Source organism: Streptococcus sp. 2021WUSS109 (genome assembly GCF_044427305.1).
GTDB lineage: Bacteria > Bacillota > Bacilli > Lactobacillales > Streptococcaceae > Streptococcus > Streptococcus suis.
The window spans coordinates 91,379-107,724 of record NZ_JAOTGF010000006.1; the positions used below are offsets into that span (position 1 = coordinate 91,379).

A 16,346-nucleotide genomic window follows, 5' to 3' on the forward strand; every position below is an offset into this window, starting at 1 on the left:
TTTCCAAGCATTCTTAGTCATGCTAGAACATTTTATTTCTAGCATATTAGGGTTATCGTCTTTCCGATTGCTTTTCTGACAAGTCAATTTGGTGCAGGCATAACTGACCTTAGGTAAGCCAAATCAACACAGCCGGAAAAGATAAGCGGATGACGATAAGATTAACCCTTGTTTACTTGCTTGTAGATTGCCGCTTTGATTTTCTCTACGTTTGGCAATACTGCGTTTTCAAGAATGTTTGCGTAAGGAACTGGTACATCGTCTGAAGCAATACGGATGATTGGTGCATCCAAGTAGTCAAAGGCTTCGCTTTCTGTGATGATTGATGCGATTTCACCGATGAAACCACCTGTTTTGTAAGCATCGTTAACCAAGATAACCTTACCAGTTTTCTTCACAGATTCGATGATCAATTCTTTATCCAATGGGATAAGGGTACGTGGGTCAACCACTTCTACGCTGATGCCTTCTGCAGCTACTTCTTCAGCCGCTTTCAAGGCACGTTCCAACATACGACCGTATGAAATGATGGTTACATCTGTACCTTCACGTTTGATTTCACCTTTACCAAGTGGAATGTAGAAATCTGGGTCCAAGTTCACTTCTTCTTTTTTACCGTAAAGAGCTTTTGGCTCCAAGAAGATAACTGGGTTGTTGTCAAGGATAGATGATTTCAAGAGACCTTTTGCATCGTTAGCTGTACCAGGTGCAACAACTTTGATACCTGGGATGTGAGTCAACCAAGCTTCAAGAGATTGTGAGTGCTGTGCCGCTGAACCGATACCTGATCCAGATGCCACACGGAAGGTTACAGGTGTTTTCAAGCCACCACCAAACATATAGTTGGTTTTAGCCGCTTGGTTAACAATCGCATCAAGGGCAATTGTGATGAAGTCCATGAAAGTCAAGTCAACGATTGGACGAAGACCTGTTTGAGCCGCACCAACCGCAGAACCAGCGATTGCAGCCTCAGAGATAGGCGTGTCGCGAACGCGTTTTGGACCAAACTCGTCCAACATACCAACAGATGTACCGAAGTCACCGCCGTAGATACCGACGTCTTCACCCATCAAGAATACTTTTTCATCCTTACGCATTTCTTCGCTCTGAGCCAAGTTAATCGCTTCACGCAAGGCCATTACTTTTGTTTCAGCCATTTTTACAATTTCTCCTACTTATATCAATTTACTTTTACTGTACTAACGAAAATCAATCAATTACCACAATGTAGCATCATTTAGTTTTTTTTATTACTTCAACGCAAGGAGGCTGGGAAGAAAGTCCAACCTCGCTTCTCAGAGTTCGTGTCAACATCTCAGCGCAGTGGTTGATTGGCAGATTTGTTCGTGTTTCACACTCCAAATCTGACCTAATCAACTGTGCGGGGGTGGGAAGACGAACTCTTTTTAGACTGGTCGAGTTCTTTCCCACTCCCTATTTCCAACTTCAAACACTCCACTGGATTGTTTGAACTCGCCTTGCCTAACTTCAGTTATGCCTACGGCTCGTTGCCTAGTACTAAAAGCAAACTAAAAGACTATAATTGTTCATAGCCCCAGCTTGAGGCACCGTAGAATTGTACTCGAACTAAGGTGGTAGTCCACCTTGGTGAGCTACCCTAGTTTGACTTGCTCTTTAGAGCTGAGTCAAACTTCTTACGTTACAATCGTGTTCGGTCTAAAAACTCGGAAAAAAGAGACGCAACCGTTTCAGCTTCAGCTGAATTACGGATGTGGCTACCTTTGGTGCGAACTTCCTTGTGTGCAAGCACACTGTGTCAGTTCCCTATTTTTCAGTCGTTTTTTAGACAACCTCACAAATTAGTTAGAATTGTACTCGAACTAAGGACTGTGCGAATTTCATGTTTAACTATTGCAGTTACTGCGTCGTAGACAACTGTACTTTCTTCGGTTTCACCTGTGAAAATACTAGTTGTCTTGACGAGGGTGCGTCTACGAAATCAAAGATTTCGGACTTACCGCTTATTTTCGCTGTGTCCTTTTAACGTTCTCGTTACTTACGACACGGAGACTATTCAGCCGATATTGCTGAATAGGCGAAGTTAGTGAGGTAAGTAGGTAGTCCACCATAGTGGCTACCGTAGTTTGACTTGCTCTTTAGAGCTTAGTCAAACTTCTTACGTTAGTCTACAAACACGTCTTCGTAAGCTACTGAGATGTCTGGATCTGGGCTTTCTTGTGCGAATTTTACAGATGCTTCTACTTGTTCTGCAACTTGTGCTTCGATGGCATCCAATTCTTCGTCTGTCGCAATCTTGTTTTCTGTCAAGTATTTGCGGTATTTCTTAAGTGGGTCTTTTGCTTTCCACTCGTTAACTTCTTCTTTTGTACGGTAGACACCTGCGTCGGCAGTTGAGTGACCAAACCAGCGGTATGACTCAACCTCAACCATTGCTGGTCCGTTTCCTGCACGAACGTACTCGATGACTTCTTGCATTTTTTCATAAACAGCAATGACGTCGTTACCATCCTCAACATAGTGACCTGGAATACCGTATGCTGCTGCACGTTGGTAGAGATGAGGAATCTTAGTTGAGTAAGAAATATCTGTTGAGATACCGTAACGGTTGTTTGTAATGAAGAAGATAACTGGCAAGTTCCAAACTGCCGCCAAGTTCATTGATTCATGGAAGGAACCTTCGTTAGTAGCTGAATCACCTGAGAAGGCAATAACAATGTTATCTGTACCAAGGTATTGTTGCGTAAGGGCTGCACCAACTGCAAGGGCATAACCACCACCTACGATACCGTTTGAACCAAAGTTTCCTTTTTCAACGTTTGCCAAGTGCATAGAACCACCACGACCTTTTGATGTACCAGTTGCCTTACCAGCAAGCTCAGCCATCATGCCATTGATGTCAATACCTTTTGCAATAACGTGACCGTGACCACGGTGATGTGAGAAGATGATGTCCTCATCTGTCAATCCAGCAATAGGTCCAACAGCTGCAGCTTCTTCACCGACTGAGAAGTGAGTCATACCTTGTACGAAACCGCGACGCACTAATTTGTTTAATTTCATATCAACATCACGGATTTGTTGCATTTTCAAGAACATGTCCAAATGTTGTTCTTTTGTGATAGATACCATAATTTCCTCCAAAGTTTTTTCTCTTTCTGTACTATGATAGACCAATATTTCACAAATGGCAAGTAATTGAACCGTTTTCTTTTTACAGAAATTTTCGTGAAAACCTTGATTTAGTGCGTTTTTTCACAAATCATTAAAAGATTCACTTTACTTGTTTGAAACTTTTTTCACAAACTTTAAAATAATCTTGCACGCCGTCTTTCTTTCTGTTAATATAGGTACGGAGGTTCTTATGGAATTCGATTTATTTCTGATGATTTGTAACTACGTAGGCACTATCGCATTTGCTGTTTCGGGGGCCGTAAAAGGATTTAAGAAAAAGTTAGATATTTTTGGAATTAGCTTGCTCGGTATCATTACCGCCGTTGGTGGGGGAATTATTCGAGATACGATGGCCAATCGCATTCCTACTGCTCTGACCGATCCTACAGCCATCTATTTATCTCTCGGAGTAGCGATTAGCATGTACTTGATTGTTATCAATCTAAAGCAGGACAAACCACTTGATAAGAAGATGATTCATTTCCTTTCCCAGACAAACCTTATCTTTGATGCAATCGGTCTAGCCATCTTTGCCCTCATTGGAGCCAGTACTGGCATCTCTCTCCAGCTAAACGCTCTAACCAGTGGTATTCTGGCAGCTTTGACAGGTGTCGGAGGCGGAATCGCCCGTGATTTACTCGTCAATGAAACACCTATTGTTCTTAAAGAAGATGTCTATGCTGTCCTTGCATTTTTCTCAGGAGTCCTCTATCATCTTTGCGTTGTAAATTGGAAATTACCACAAATTCCAACCTTCATCACTATTTTTACCATTTCTTTAATCATTCGTTTATTGGTAATTAAATACAAAATCAATCTTCCCAATATGGAAAGCAAACGAAAGGTCTGAGTTCGTCAACTCAGACCTTTTTGTATTATTATTGATTACCAGCCACCGTGGCCACCAGCTCCTGGTCCTGTTGCTGTGATTTGAGTAATTTGTTCACCGTTAACGGTTACTGTACCACCTGTCAATTCAGCAGTTCCATCGAAGTCAAAAGCAGATTGAGCTGTTACATCGATTGTCCCACCGGAGATATAAATGTCTCCATTAGCATCAAAGGCATCCGTATCTCCACTACCTACCGCCACTTTCAAGTCACCGCCAGTTACCTTGATAAAGATATCTGATGACGTTGTACTTGCCGCATTAATAGCATCATCTGAACCATAAACATCTAATGTACCACCATTAATCGTGATGTTAGTACCTTCAAGTGCCTCAGCAGATTCTGATACTGTAATGGTACCTCCGTCAATTGTCAAAGCCGTCTCCGCTTTAATACCATCATCACCTGCTTTTACAGTAATTTCACCACCTGTGATAGTTGTATAACCTTTGGTAGTATCTGTATCATTGGTTGACTTGATACCATCACCACCTGCTGTTACATTGATTGTACCACCATTGATTGTCAATGAATCCTTACCACGGATACCATCATCTACTGCAGTGACGGTAATGTTTCCTGAATTCACGACAAGGTCGTCCGTCGATACAATACCATCTTGGAAGTTCCCCTCAACTGTCAAGCTACCATTACCAGTGATGGTCAAATCTGCTTCAACATGGATAGCCCCCTCAATATTGGTGTCTGTATGATTGCTGCTATCTTTCACTGTATTCGTCGTACCATCTTTGATTTCCAATTCAACATTATCAGCATTAATAACATTGATTGCTGCAGTATCTGAACTTGAAATCTCAGCACCTGCTAGAATGATGCGAACATTGGCATCTGTTTCAACCGTTACACCAGCTGTTGTTGAACCAGTCAAAATATAGGTTCCTCCCTCAGTAATTTTCAAGCCATCATTTGAAAGCGTCACTTCTGTCGTTGGAAGGGCTGACCAGTCAATAGATGACGAGCTCGAATCTGATGAAGTGCTATTATTTGAAGTTGTCGCTACACTTGTCTGACTAGTTGCTGCTGAACTTGAAGTAGATGAACATGCTGCTAAGACACCAAGACTCATAAGAGTAACACCAGAGTAAAGTAATTTTTTAAGATTTGTTTTCATAATATAGATTCCTTTTCTTTCTTTAGGAAGTCGTATCCCTTCCTGATATGCTCCTAGTTTACCTTTCCTTCCTAAAAGAAAGATTAACGATTGCCAAAAGAAAACTTAAACTTCTTAGGAACTACAAAAGGCCGGGAAACCCAGCCTAGGAATAATCATTGATAAAATCTATAACTTAACCCAATGCAAGCTTTTCAACTCAAGCAAGGGAGAAGTTTCAGGGTTGGTATCTGATTCAGAAATGCGTTTTAAACCTGGAATCATCGCATTGTATTGATAAATGCGAAAAACACCATCTCCTTCAAATAAGTATGTTCCATCCTGTAAAGGACGAAGTAGGGCGTCCGGTCCAATTTCAAATCCAAGATTGCGGAAATTATCCACCAAGCGTAGACTCTCATCGGCAAGCTGAGTATAGAGGTCAATTAAGACATATTCTCCCGACTTGTCCAAAGCTAGAAGCAGCTCCTCTGTACCATCATGGTTGACATCATACAAACTATAAAATATTCCACTGTATTCTTGCCCCTGGCTAGTTAATAAGCTCAGATAGCTACTGACCTCATCCTGATTGATTGCCTCAGCAGGCTGCCCCATATTCGCTTGATAACGATCAATAACTGATTGGTATACCTCACTTAGCTCAGGAGTGGTCACTGAGGATGCTTGCGTCTCGGAGCTAGATGCTATCGTTGACGCTTGCTGCAAACTAGAACTATCTGAAACTTGGCTTGAAGCACTAGAACTAGGACTCTCACCACCTTTTACCTGATTAGACTGACAAGCAGCTAATAGTACAACCGTGGACACTAACATCAGTTTACTAATAAATGTTTTCATAACTTCCTCCTGTGCTCTATCTTTGGTCTTATACTCTTCGAAAATCAACATTATCCGTTGTCAAGAGCCTTGATGAGTGAAAAGCTCCAGTGGGGGTTTTCAGCCTGTTACCTTGAAATAAGATAGTAACAGAGTTCTATCTTCGACTTCGTTTCCTAGTCTACTTTTGATTTTCATTGAGTATTAGTATAACATCTTTCCGAGGTCTTGTAAACGCCACCATATATGGACAAAGCATCCGAGCCAGAAAAAGCCGAATGTCTCCATCCGACTTTTGTTGTTAATCTTTCTAATCAAGAGCACGCAACATTTGGTCAATTTTATTGCCGTACTCAATTGATTGGTCTTTTTCAAAGACCAAATCCGGAATTTTATAAAGAGTTAACTTACGACCAAGTTCTCTCTTAATGGTTCCCGTCGCTTTTTCAAGACCCGTTTGTGCTTTTTGATTATCGGATGCCAAATTACTCATGATTGTGTAGTAAACCTTGGCCATTGACAAATCGCCGACCATCTGAACATCTGTAATGGTCACTCCCTGCACACGTGGATCACGAACTTTCTTTTGCAAAATCTCATTGACTTCGCGCTTGATTTCCATCCCGACACGGTCTGTACGAAAATGATTCGCCATATTCTTTCCTTTCTTAGATGATAGAAAAGCTGAGTTTCCCCAGCTTGAATAATCCAAGTAGATTAAAAACTATTGCTTTAAAACCTACTAAAATCTATTAAATTGTCACTTCCTCGACAAAATCACTTGTCTATGACTTTGACAGTGAGAAAATATTATTTTTTGATTTCTTCCATGATGTAAGCTTCAATGGTATCATCAACTTTCAAGTCATTGTAGTTCTCAATCATCAAACCACCCTCTTGGGCATTACCAACTTCTTTCACGTCATCTTTATAGCGTTTCAAACTAGCTAGTTTACCATCAAATACTACAACACCATCACGGATAACTCGAACACTTGAATCACGGGTAACTTTACCACGAACAACCATGAAACCACCGATCGTTCCAACTTTGGATACCTTGAAGGTTTCACGAATGATTGCCTCACCAATGATTTTTTCTTCATATTCTGGGTCAAGCATACCTTTCATGGCGTCTTCCATCTCTTCGATAACCTTGTAAATGATGCTGTGAAGACGTACTTCAACATCATCTGCTTCAGCTTGGTTACGTGCTTCAGCTGTTGGACGAACGTTGAAACCAATCACAAGAGCATTTGAAGCTTCCGCAAGAGTAATATCTGATTCGTTGATAGCTCCGACTGCAGAGTGGACGATATTGACACGTACTCCCTCTACTTCAATCTTTTGAAGCGATGATGCAAGTGCTTCAACGGAACCTTGTACGTCAGCCTTGATAATCACATTAACTGACTTAACCTCACCTGCTTTAAGGGTATCAAAGAGGTTTTCAAGACTAACTCGTTGCGTTGCTTGACGCTGTTTAAGAAGAGCACGTTTAGCACGTTCTTCACCTGCTGCGCGAGCTGATTTCTCATCCTCGTAAACTGCAAAGTGATCGCCTGCCATAGGTGCTTCGTTCAAACCAGTAATAGATACCGGTGTAGATGGACCAGCAGTTTTAACACGACGACCAAGGTCGTTTGTCATGGCACGAACACGTCCGAAGGTATTTCCGACAACGATTGGGTCTTGAACATTAAGTGTCCCTTGTTGAACGAGGAGGGTTGCAACCGCACCTTTCCCTTTATCCAAATGCGCTTCGATAACTGTACCAATCGCACGAACAGTTGGGTCTGCCTTCAGTTCTTGAATTTCAGCAACCAAAAGAACAGTTTCCAACAATTCATCAATGTTTTGGTTAAACTTAGCTGAGATTTCTACAAATTCAGATTCTCCACCCCAAGCGGTTGAGATAACACCGTGCTCAGCCAATTCACCGATGACACGCTCTGGGTTTGCACCTGGCTTGTCAATCTTGTTGATAGCTACAATGATTGGCACATTAGCTGCTTTTGAGTGGTTGATAGCCTCGATTGTTTGTGGCATGACACCATCATCTGCTGCAACGACTAGGATGGTCAAGTCGGTAACAGATGCTCCACGTGCACGCATAGAAGTAAAGGCCGCGTGTCCTGGAGTATCCAAGAAGGTAATTTTCTTACCAGCTTCCTCAATTTGGTAGGCACCGATATGCTGTGTGATACCACCAGCTTCTCCAGTAGCAACACGAGAATTACGTAGGGTATCCAACAAGGTTGTTTTACCATGGTCAACGTGTCCCATGATAGTCACAACAGGTGGGCGTTCTGTCATCTCTTCTTCATTGAGGTAGCCCTCTTCTACGAAGAAACGCTCAATATCTGCGTTATCGACCTCTACCTTTTCTTTCGCTTCAATACCATAATCAACCATGAGGAGTTCGATAGTATCTCCATCCAAAGATTGGTTTTGAGTCGCCATAACTCCCATAAGGAAGAGTTTTTTCACAATTTCAGCAGGTTCACGTTTGATCCGTTTTGCAATTTCTGCGACGGTCATGCCAGCAGTATATTCAAATTCAGTTGGCAATTCGTGGAACTTGCGTTCTGTGACAGGTTTGGCAGGTTGGTTAGCCTTGCCTTTTTTATTTTTCTTGTTGTTATTCCAGTTACTTGTTCTTTGATTTCTCACTTGATTTTGACTATTTCGATTTCTTTGTTGTTTCCGTGGACCATCTTCTTCGTCACTATTAAAGTCACGTTTTTTATCTGGTCGAGCTTGTTTCTTACGACGGGTATCTACAGTAGTTTCTGCAACTTGCTCTGGTACCGATGCAACAGGTGCAGGCTTCACAAATGGTTTGCTTTCCACAACCGGTTCTTCAAACTTAATTTCTTTTGGCTTCTTAGGTTGCTTTTTAGCTTCCTGAGCCTGACGAAAACGTTCTTCACTAGTACGAGCATACTCCGCATTTTGTTCTGCTTTCAAAGCAGCAGCACGCGCTTTGAAGTCAATTTTAGGTCCTGCTGGTTTTGCAGCTTCTCTTTGTTCAAAGCGAGCTGACTGACCTGAACGGTTGTCCTGACGACGGTTGTCACGATTATCGCGACGATCACCAAATCGGTTGTCTTTCCGCTCTTCTGAACGCTGGTCACGACGATTGTCGCGTCGATCATTTCGCTCATTGTTTGAACGTCCCTGACCTTGTTGACGGTTATCACGACGGTCCTGACCAGATTTAGCTTGACCACCTTTTCCTTGACCCTGAGCTCGCTTAGCAGCCTGCTCTTTGGCACGTGCTTCACGTTCTGCCTTAAAGTTTCGACTCTGTGGACGATGTGGAGCTGATTGTACTGTAGCTGTCGCAACTTCTTCTTTTACTACTGGCTGTGTTTCCTTAGCTTTTTCTACCTTAGCTGTTTCCACTTTTGGAGTTTCATCAACCTTCTCAGGCTTGCTAACTTTTGCCGCAACTTTAGTTGCCTCTGATTTTTGTCCACCAAAGCTTTCTGCAAGGCGTTTAGCACTTGCTTCATCTACGCTTGAAGCATGGCTTTTGACTTCAAAGCCCAATTCTTGAGCCTTAGCAACAACTTCCTTACTGCTTACGCCTAATTCACGGGCTATTTCATTCAATCTCTTCTTAGACAATGCCTTGTCCTCCTGTTCTATTCCATAATAGACCTCATCTTCTTTGTAAATCCAGCGTCTGTCACTGCAAGAACTTTTCTAGCCTTGCCGACAGCTGCACTCAATTCCAGTGTTGAAAACACTGTTACAACTTCTACTTGATAGGTATGACTTTTATCTGTTACTTTTTTACTTAAATTTCCAGCAGCATCTTCGGCTAAAAACACCAACTTTGCCTGCCCTTTTTGAATAGCTTCAACAACCAGGTCCTCACCCGAAACCAGGCGACCAGCTCGCTGGGCCAAACCTAATAAATTTAAGATTTTCTGTCTCTTATTCGAGTCCAAGTTCTCTCCTCTTGATCTTATGATCAACATAGGCAATTAATTCATCGTAAAATTCTTCGGCCACTTCCATACTAAAGGAACGATCGAAGACACGACGTTTCTTAGCTTGGCTTGCCTCATCATTATCAAGCTTAATGTAAGCTCCACGACCATTTGCCTTGCCTGTTGGATCGATAAATACTTGACCTTCTTTATTTTTTACAATACGGAGCAAATCCCGTTTGTCGATGATTTCACCGGACACCACAGACTTGCGCAAGGGTATTTTTCTAGCTTTTGCCATGGTTGCTCCTTTTGCCTTATTCTTGTTCTTCTTCGACTTCTTCTACAACTTCGTCTGTTGCATATTGAGTTGCTTCAAAAGCTTCATACTCCGATGCTGACTTGATGTCGATACGGAATCCTGTCAAATGCGCTGCCAAACGAACGTTTTGACCACGACGACCAATTGCCAATGACAACTTATCATCTGGTACAACGACTGTAGCATGCTTCCCATCTTCCGTGTCAAACAATACTTGGTCAACTTCAGCAGGTGCTAAGGCATTGTAGATAAATTCCGCTTCGTCAGCTACCCACTCGATAACGTCAATATTTTCCTCAGTAGGAATCATACGGTCATTCTTAGCATCATAACGAGCTGGATGGAATTTGCTAGTGATTTTCTTGATATTTGAACCACCACGGCCAACGATAGTACCGATGGCATCTACGTTTGGATTATGGCTACGAACAGCCACTTTCGTACGGTCTCCAGCTTCACGGGCAACACTCATGATTTCAACTGTTCCATCGTATACTTCTGGAATTTCCTGTTCCATGAGACGTTTGATTATTTCTGGATGGCTACGGCTGACAAATACGTTAACACCACGACCATTGTCTTCTACCTTGTAGACATAGACTTCGATGCGATCATGTGATTGGAAAACCTCGCCAGGAATTTGATCCTGTTTTGACAATTGAGCTTCAATCGTACCAAGGTTGACATAGATAAAGCGATTATCAAAACGCTCTACCGTACCTGACATAATCTCATTTTCATGTTGCTTGTAGGTATTGAAGGTAATGGCACGCTTTTGTTTGCGCATCTTTTCCATGATGGTCTGTTTAGCTGATTGAGCAGCTACACGTCCAAATTCCGCTGGGTCTTCTTGGAATTTAATTTTGTCACCCATTTCATAAGCTGATGAAATAGCCAAGGCATCTTTTAGACTAATTTCTAGTCGGCTATCAAATACTTCATCTACTACTTCACGAACAGTAAATACATGGAAATCGCCTTTTTTCTCGTCAAATTCAATCACTGCTGATTCTGATTGACCATAACGGCGTTTATAAGCTGAACGAAGCGACTCTGTAACTGCATCAATGATATCCGCTTTGTTAATACCCATGTCTTCCTCTAAAATACGGAAGGCTTCTAGCATTTCTTTACTCATGTTGTTTTCCTTTTGCGCTCAAAAGGTCCTTTCTTAAAGTCTAATATCTTTTAAATTACTCATGAAAGAGCATTATAACTTAACAGCCAAACGAGCCTTAGCCACCGTCTGGTAAGGAATAGTCACTTCCTTCTTACGAGTTTTATCCATATATTCCATGATCAGGTCTGTTCCATCAAAGGAGAGCAAAGTTCCTTCGAAAACCTTGATTTTATCAATTGCCTGATAGAGCTTGACATGGATGTACTTTCCAACCGCCTTCTCAACAGCATCTGCCGTTTTTAAAGGACGTTCCAAACCTGGACTTGTTACCTCCAGCATGTATTGGTCTGGAAATGGGTCTGGTTTGATAGTGTCCAAAATCGGACTGATCTTTTCGGATAAATCTGCCGTATCTTGAAGGGAAATTCCACCCTCCTTATCGACAAAAATCGATAGGACATAGTCACCGCCCATTTTACCATATTCCACATCTACCAACTCGTAAGGAGTTTGAATAGCGGGGGTAATTGCTGCTGTGACCAATTCAATAATTGATGACATAAACACCTCCTACTTTTACAGTCGCTAGAAATACATTACTCAAATAGTTCGCACTATCCAGGACTCTCTATTTCCTTTGACAGTAAACTCCCTTGCACTATCATTCATTCTATATACAGAAATCCGTGTACAGGGAAAGGGTTGACTGACGCCAACCCCTTTTCTCATTATTCACTTCCATTATTCTATCATATCTATCCCTATTTGTAAAGGAAAAAGGTCTCTGTTAGACCTCTCCTCATTTTCCACTAAGGGAATTATTGAAACTGTGCTTCCACACGATAGATGACTTGACCCTTGTTTGAGAATTTCTCCTCATACTCTGTCATAACGTTGCCTTCCAAACCATCAGCATGCAAATCTAGCCAAACTTGCTTCAAGACCATGCCATATTGAGAAAAACTAGCCAGGCTATACTCAAACAGACCACGATTATCTGTTTTGAAGTGGATTTCTCCCTTCTCAGGTAGGATTTCCTTGTAGGTATCCAAGAATGACTTGTAGGTCAAACGGCGTTTCTCATGACGTTTCTTAGGCCACGGATCTGAAAAATTCAGATAAAGCTGATCTATTTCTGCCGGTGCAAAATAGTTGGTCAAACTCGAACCATCCACCTGCAATAATTTTATATTTGGTAAGCCAGCTTCAAGCACACGGTCCAAGGCATAGCTTAACACGGTCATCTGAATATCAATACCAATATAGTTAATATCTGGATTTTGCGCAGCCATACCAGTGACAAAGCGACCTTTACCAGAACCAACTTCTATGTGGATAGGATTATTGTTTCCAAAAATCTCTGCCCATTTCCCCTTACACTCCTCTGGATTGGAGATAACATACTGGGGATTGTTTGCTAGAAGCTCACTCGCTCCCTTACGATTTCTAACTCTCATACTTCCTTATAGAAACTCTGACGGAATTGCCGTAGAGCATAAATTTCTTTATTTGCAGCCAAAACATTGTAGCTTTCTACATGCTTAGCTATTTGGTTTAGATAGCCAAGCTGGCCATACCAATAAACCTTATTTAATACTGTGCTGTTATATTTGTAGCCATAAGCCCGAAGCCACTCTTCCCAGGACTGACGAGGAATATAATGCGTCAAAATATAGGCAACATCCAACATCCGATCCGTTACACAAGCGGTCTCCCAATCCGTCAAATACACCAAACCAGACGTCGTTTCTACCCAGTTACTATGATGCAAATCTCCGTGAACAAATGTCGCCACCTCTTGACGGAATCTTGGTAGATTATTCAATAAATCTTGACAGATAGATTTCAGATAAGAATTCTGTCCCAATCTAGTTGGCGCCTCTTTTTGCCAACGATAAACCAAATCCTGAGGTTCCATATAGGTGTAATTCATCTGCAAAGCCTGATTGAGCAAAATGCGAGAATAGTGCATTCTCACCAGTATTTGACGAATCTGTTTACTAGTCATATCTTGACGCTCCAAGGTACGACCATTCAACCACTCCTGCTCTACACGATGCCCCATTCCTACTTCACGATTTGCTGACAAAACGGGTGGTGTAATTTGCTCACGCGCAAGAGCAGACACTATCGGAGGCATCTCATACTTCACAAAGACTGGCGTTCCGTCTGACCGTAGGCCTTTAAACGCTTTGCCACTATTTCCTGCAATAGACTGTAATTGTAGCCCACTGGTATCAAACTGCATGCCTTTCCTCCTTTAAAAATTCCTTACTATTTTACTAATTTTCGTCTATTTAGTCAATCAATTTTTTTAATTTTAGAGGCAAATATATTTCATGCAAGAAAATCCCCACGAGAAGTAAGACGACTACCATCGCATTCTCTTTAGAAAATAGCAGAGCAAAGCCCAATTCCACCAGTAATAGACTATATAAAATCACTCTAAGCAAATTCTGAAGACCGATTTTCTTGGAATCTTTCTCCAGAGGATACAGTTGTGTTACATATTGATAATCATAATGCTTGTAAAGCCCCAACAACTGAAAGACAAGCAAATAATGAAAGACTAAAACTAGGCCGATGGATAACCACGATTCTTCAATGGCAAATAGGGACAAAATCGCCAACAACAGTAGACGTATCGTCAAGCCCAAGTAGTCTCCTGAACGCAAGAAAGCCCGTAAGTAGAGATAAAACCAAGTCTGTCTCGACTTGACGAGACGCAAGATTCCATTGAGATAGCTTCTCGGTTTAACAGTCGTACTGATTCCTTTAACCGTTGTAAATAAGGCAAAGAAACGTAAAATAGACTGCTTCCTTTTTTGTTCATCTTGAATAGCCTTAGACCAGTCCAATACTCCCTGTGACTGATAAGCCACTAATTGGTGCTTGACAAAAAGACATTTTAAAACCAACAAAGTAAGAAGACCAGCTACAATCATCCACACCGGTAAACCCAGTTTCAAATAGATTGGTAACAAAACAAGCTGAACCACCACCTGTATAGAGGACCAAAACAAGACCGTGCGTCTGGCTGCAACCTCGAGTCCTTGCAGAATGTCTTTTTCCTTGGTCAATAGGAAGATTTGATCAGCTTCTTCTAAATAAGTCGCAATTCTTCCGGACAATAGCACCAGTAGACTGATTGCAATAACCACCAAAACAATCGGCAACGGATTCTCAGGGAATGACAACAATAATTGACGGTATTGCAAACTCAAAAAGCCTAATAAAACCATGAGAACCAAAACAAAATGGTCATTCAGAACATAGCGCAGATACTTGGAACAACGATTTAAAAAATCTAGTCGGCGTTGTTGAAACAATTCTTTCATCCAGCCACTCCTTCTTGTGTCAAGGCCAGATAAATTTCATTCAGACTTGCACCATCCATACCAAATGCGCTTTGTAGCTCCTCCAAATTTCCAGTTGCACGGACCTGTCCCTGATGTAAAATCACAAAAGAGTCGCACATTTTCTCAGCTGAGTCAAGAACGTGAGTGGACATGAGAATGGAAGTGCCCTTAGATTTTTCTTCCTCCAAAAGAGCGATTAAATCAGAGATAGCCACAGGGTCTAAACCCAGAAAAGGCTCATCAACAATCAACAGACTCGGCTCCACCATAAAAGCACAAATAATCATGACCTTCTGCTTCATTCCCTTTGAAAAATTGACAGGAAACCAGTCCAATTTCTCATCCAAGCGAAACAGTTTTAACAAGTGCTCAACACGTCCCCAAGCTTGCTCCCAGGATAAATCATAGGCCATTGCTACCACTTCCAAGTGCTCTTTGAGGGTTAGTTCTTCATACAAACTTGGTGTTTCAGGGATAAACCCAATCTTCTTCCGATAATTTTCAGCCCCTTGTAGCAAAGTTAGGCCGTCAATTGCAATCTGTCCTTGATAAGGTGTCAAAAGACCGATAATTTCCTTAATAGTCGTTGATTTCCCTGCACCATTTAAACCAATTAGACCAACTAATTGACCATCCTCAACGGTAAAAGATACATCTTTCAAAACTGGGATATTGACATATCCTCCAGTTACATTTTTTACTTCTAACATACATTTCTTCCTACAATTTGATATAATTATTATAACAAAAATCCTAGAAAGAGGTTGCCATTATGTCGGATTGTATTTTTTGCAAAATTATCTCTGGAGAAATACCAGCTTCAAAAGTCTACGAAGATGACCAAGTATTAGCCTTTTTAGACATCACTCAGGTCACAAAAGGACACACATTGGTTGTTCCTAAAAAACACTACCGAAACGTGCTTGATATGGATAAAGAAGCTGCAGCCACACTCTTTTCTGTTGTGCCAACCATCGCTCGTCAGTTAAAAGAAAAACTTGGAGCTAGTGGTCTAAACATCGTTAATAATAACGAGGAGGCCGCTGGGCAAACCGTCTTTCATACACACATCCATCTCTTACCACGCTTTAACAATCAAGATGGATTGAGCATTCAATTTAAAGCCAACGACCCTGACTTCCCAGCCCTGGCTCAACTGGCACAAGAGCTCTATCTAGGAGAATAATATGAAACTTCGTAATATCATTTTAGCCGTAAGCGCCGCTACCGCCAGCTTCCTCGCAGTCACGCATCGGGATAAAATCGTTAAAGAAGTACAGGAAACCAAACAACTTCTATCAGATATTCAACTGAGCAAGGACAATATTCAGGAACAACTTGCCATTATCCAAAGTTTTCAAGAACCCTTGCAGGAAATGACTTCTGACTTACAATATAAGACTCGAGTCTATCAGCAAAGTATTGCAGGAAACTTGGAAGAAATCCAACAGATTCTCAAAAAATACCAGAATGAGAATAGCACGAGACTGGGCAAAAACTAGCCAGTAAATAAAAAACACAGATAGATTCAAGCTGATTCTGATGAAATTCAGCCGAACTGTCTGTGTTTTTCTTTCTGCTTCTACTATCTTGGACTAATTTCTTAGCCA

The 16,346-nt window shown here is 41.5% G+C and carries 17 protein-coding genes; 3 read left to right on the forward strand and 14 right to left on the reverse strand.

The features are described from left to right. Window positions 1–161 precede the first annotated feature (161 nt). Both ODU37_RS03580 and ODU37_RS03585 read right to left on the reverse strand, forming a co-directional pair. A complete protein-coding gene (locus ODU37_RS03580) occupies window positions 162–1,157 on the reverse strand; it encodes an alpha-ketoacid dehydrogenase subunit beta (RefSeq protein ID WP_002942393.1) in 996 nt (331 codons plus the stop codon). 985 nt (window positions 1,158–2,142) lie between these two features. After that, window positions 2,143–3,111, reverse strand: coding sequence for a thiamine pyrophosphate-dependent dehydrogenase E1 component subunit alpha (locus tag ODU37_RS03585; protein ID WP_013730549.1), 969 nt, complete (start codon window positions 3,109–3,111; stop codon window positions 2,143–2,145). A gap of 232 nt (window positions 3,112–3,343) precedes the next feature. On the opposite strand from ODU37_RS03585, the gene ODU37_RS03590 reads away from it, so the two are divergent. Continuing rightward, complete coding sequence (locus ODU37_RS03590; protein WP_024385176.1) at window positions 3,344–4,003, forward strand: trimeric intracellular cation channel family protein; 660 nt, start codon at window positions 3,344–3,346, stop codon at window positions 4,001–4,003. 35 nt (window positions 4,004–4,038) lie between these two features. On the opposite strand, the gene ODU37_RS03595 is transcribed toward ODU37_RS03590, so the two are convergent. From ODU37_RS03595 to ODU37_RS03650, 12 genes are all read right to left on the reverse strand, one after another. Further along, a complete protein-coding gene (locus tag ODU37_RS03595; RefSeq protein WP_105159714.1) occupies window positions 4,039–5,175 on the reverse strand; it encodes a carbohydrate-binding domain-containing protein in 1,137 nt (378 codons plus the stop codon). Between the two features lie 168 nt (window positions 5,176–5,343). Then, the gene (locus ODU37_RS03600; protein WP_029171020.1) at window positions 5,344–6,015 is read right to left on the reverse strand and encodes a hypothetical protein; all 672 of its coding nucleotides are present in this window, start codon (window positions 6,013–6,015) and stop codon (window positions 5,344–5,346) included. Between the two features lie 289 nt (window positions 6,016–6,304). Beyond that, entirely contained in the window at window positions 6,305–6,649 is a 345-nt protein-coding gene (rbfA, locus tag ODU37_RS03605) for a 30S ribosome-binding factor RbfA (protein ID WP_105159715.1), read from the reverse strand. 155 nt (window positions 6,650–6,804) lie between these two features. Then, window positions 6,805–9,627 carry a translation initiation factor IF-2 gene (gene infB, locus ODU37_RS03610; RefSeq protein WP_105158727.1) on the reverse strand — a complete coding sequence of 941 codons (2,823 nt, stop codon included), beginning with the start codon at window positions 9,625–9,627 and terminating at the stop codon, window positions 6,805–6,807. A 17-nt stretch (window positions 9,628–9,644) separates the two neighbouring features. Further along, a complete protein-coding gene (locus ODU37_RS03615; protein WP_002942377.1) occupies window positions 9,645–9,953 on the reverse strand; it encodes a YlxQ-related RNA-binding protein in 309 nt (102 codons plus the stop codon). Next, complete coding sequence (gene rnpM, locus ODU37_RS03620; protein WP_002942375.1) at window positions 9,940–10,236, reverse strand: RNase P modulator RnpM; 297 nt, start codon at window positions 10,234–10,236, stop codon at window positions 9,940–9,942. Before rnpM ends, ODU37_RS03615 begins: the two co-directional genes overlap by 14 nt. A 16-nt stretch (window positions 10,237–10,252) precedes the next feature. Then, complete coding sequence (gene nusA, locus ODU37_RS03625; RefSeq protein ID WP_249562343.1) at window positions 10,253–11,395, reverse strand: transcription termination factor NusA; 1,143 nt, start codon at window positions 11,393–11,395, stop codon at window positions 10,253–10,255. A 72-nt stretch (window positions 11,396–11,467) separates the two neighbouring features. Beyond that, window positions 11,468–11,938, reverse strand: a complete 471-nt coding sequence (rimP, locus tag ODU37_RS03630) for a ribosome maturation factor RimP (protein WP_002942369.1) — start codon at window positions 11,936–11,938, stop codon at window positions 11,468–11,470. Window positions 11,939–12,195: 257 nt separating this feature from the next. Continuing rightward, entirely contained in the window at window positions 12,196–12,834 is a 639-nt protein-coding gene (gene trmB / locus ODU37_RS03635; protein ID WP_002939002.1) for a tRNA (guanosine(46)-N7)-methyltransferase TrmB, read from the reverse strand. Continuing rightward, the gene (ccrZ, locus tag ODU37_RS03640) at window positions 12,831–13,625 is read right to left on the reverse strand and encodes a cell cycle regulator CcrZ (RefSeq protein WP_024414470.1); all 795 of its coding nucleotides are present in this window, start codon (window positions 13,623–13,625) and stop codon (window positions 12,831–12,833) included. Before ccrZ ends, trmB begins: the two co-directional genes overlap by 4 nt. A gap of 49 nt (window positions 13,626–13,674) precedes the next feature. Continuing rightward, window positions 13,675–14,715: an ABC transporter permease gene (locus tag ODU37_RS03645; RefSeq protein ID WP_044682344.1), complete on the reverse strand. Its 1,041-nt coding sequence runs from the start codon at window positions 14,713–14,715 to the stop codon at window positions 13,675–13,677. Further along, window positions 14,712–15,446, reverse strand: a complete 735-nt coding sequence (locus tag ODU37_RS03650; protein WP_002942356.1) for an ABC transporter ATP-binding protein — start codon at window positions 15,444–15,446, stop codon at window positions 14,712–14,714. Before ODU37_RS03650 ends, ODU37_RS03645 begins: the two co-directional genes overlap by 4 nt. A gap of 62 nt (window positions 15,447–15,508) precedes the next feature. Between ODU37_RS03650 and ODU37_RS03655 the strand changes: the two genes are divergently transcribed. Both ODU37_RS03655 and ODU37_RS03660 read left to right on the forward strand, forming a co-directional pair. Then, window positions 15,509–15,922, forward strand: coding sequence for an HIT family protein (locus tag ODU37_RS03655; RefSeq protein WP_024385169.1), 414 nt, complete (start codon window positions 15,509–15,511; stop codon window positions 15,920–15,922). Between the two features lies 1 nt (window position 15,923). Beyond that, on the forward strand, window positions 15,924–16,238 hold the full coding sequence (locus ODU37_RS03660; protein WP_249562342.1) for a chemotaxis protein: 315 nt from the start codon (window positions 15,924–15,926) through the stop codon (window positions 16,236–16,238). Window positions 16,239–16,346 lie beyond the last annotated feature (108 nt).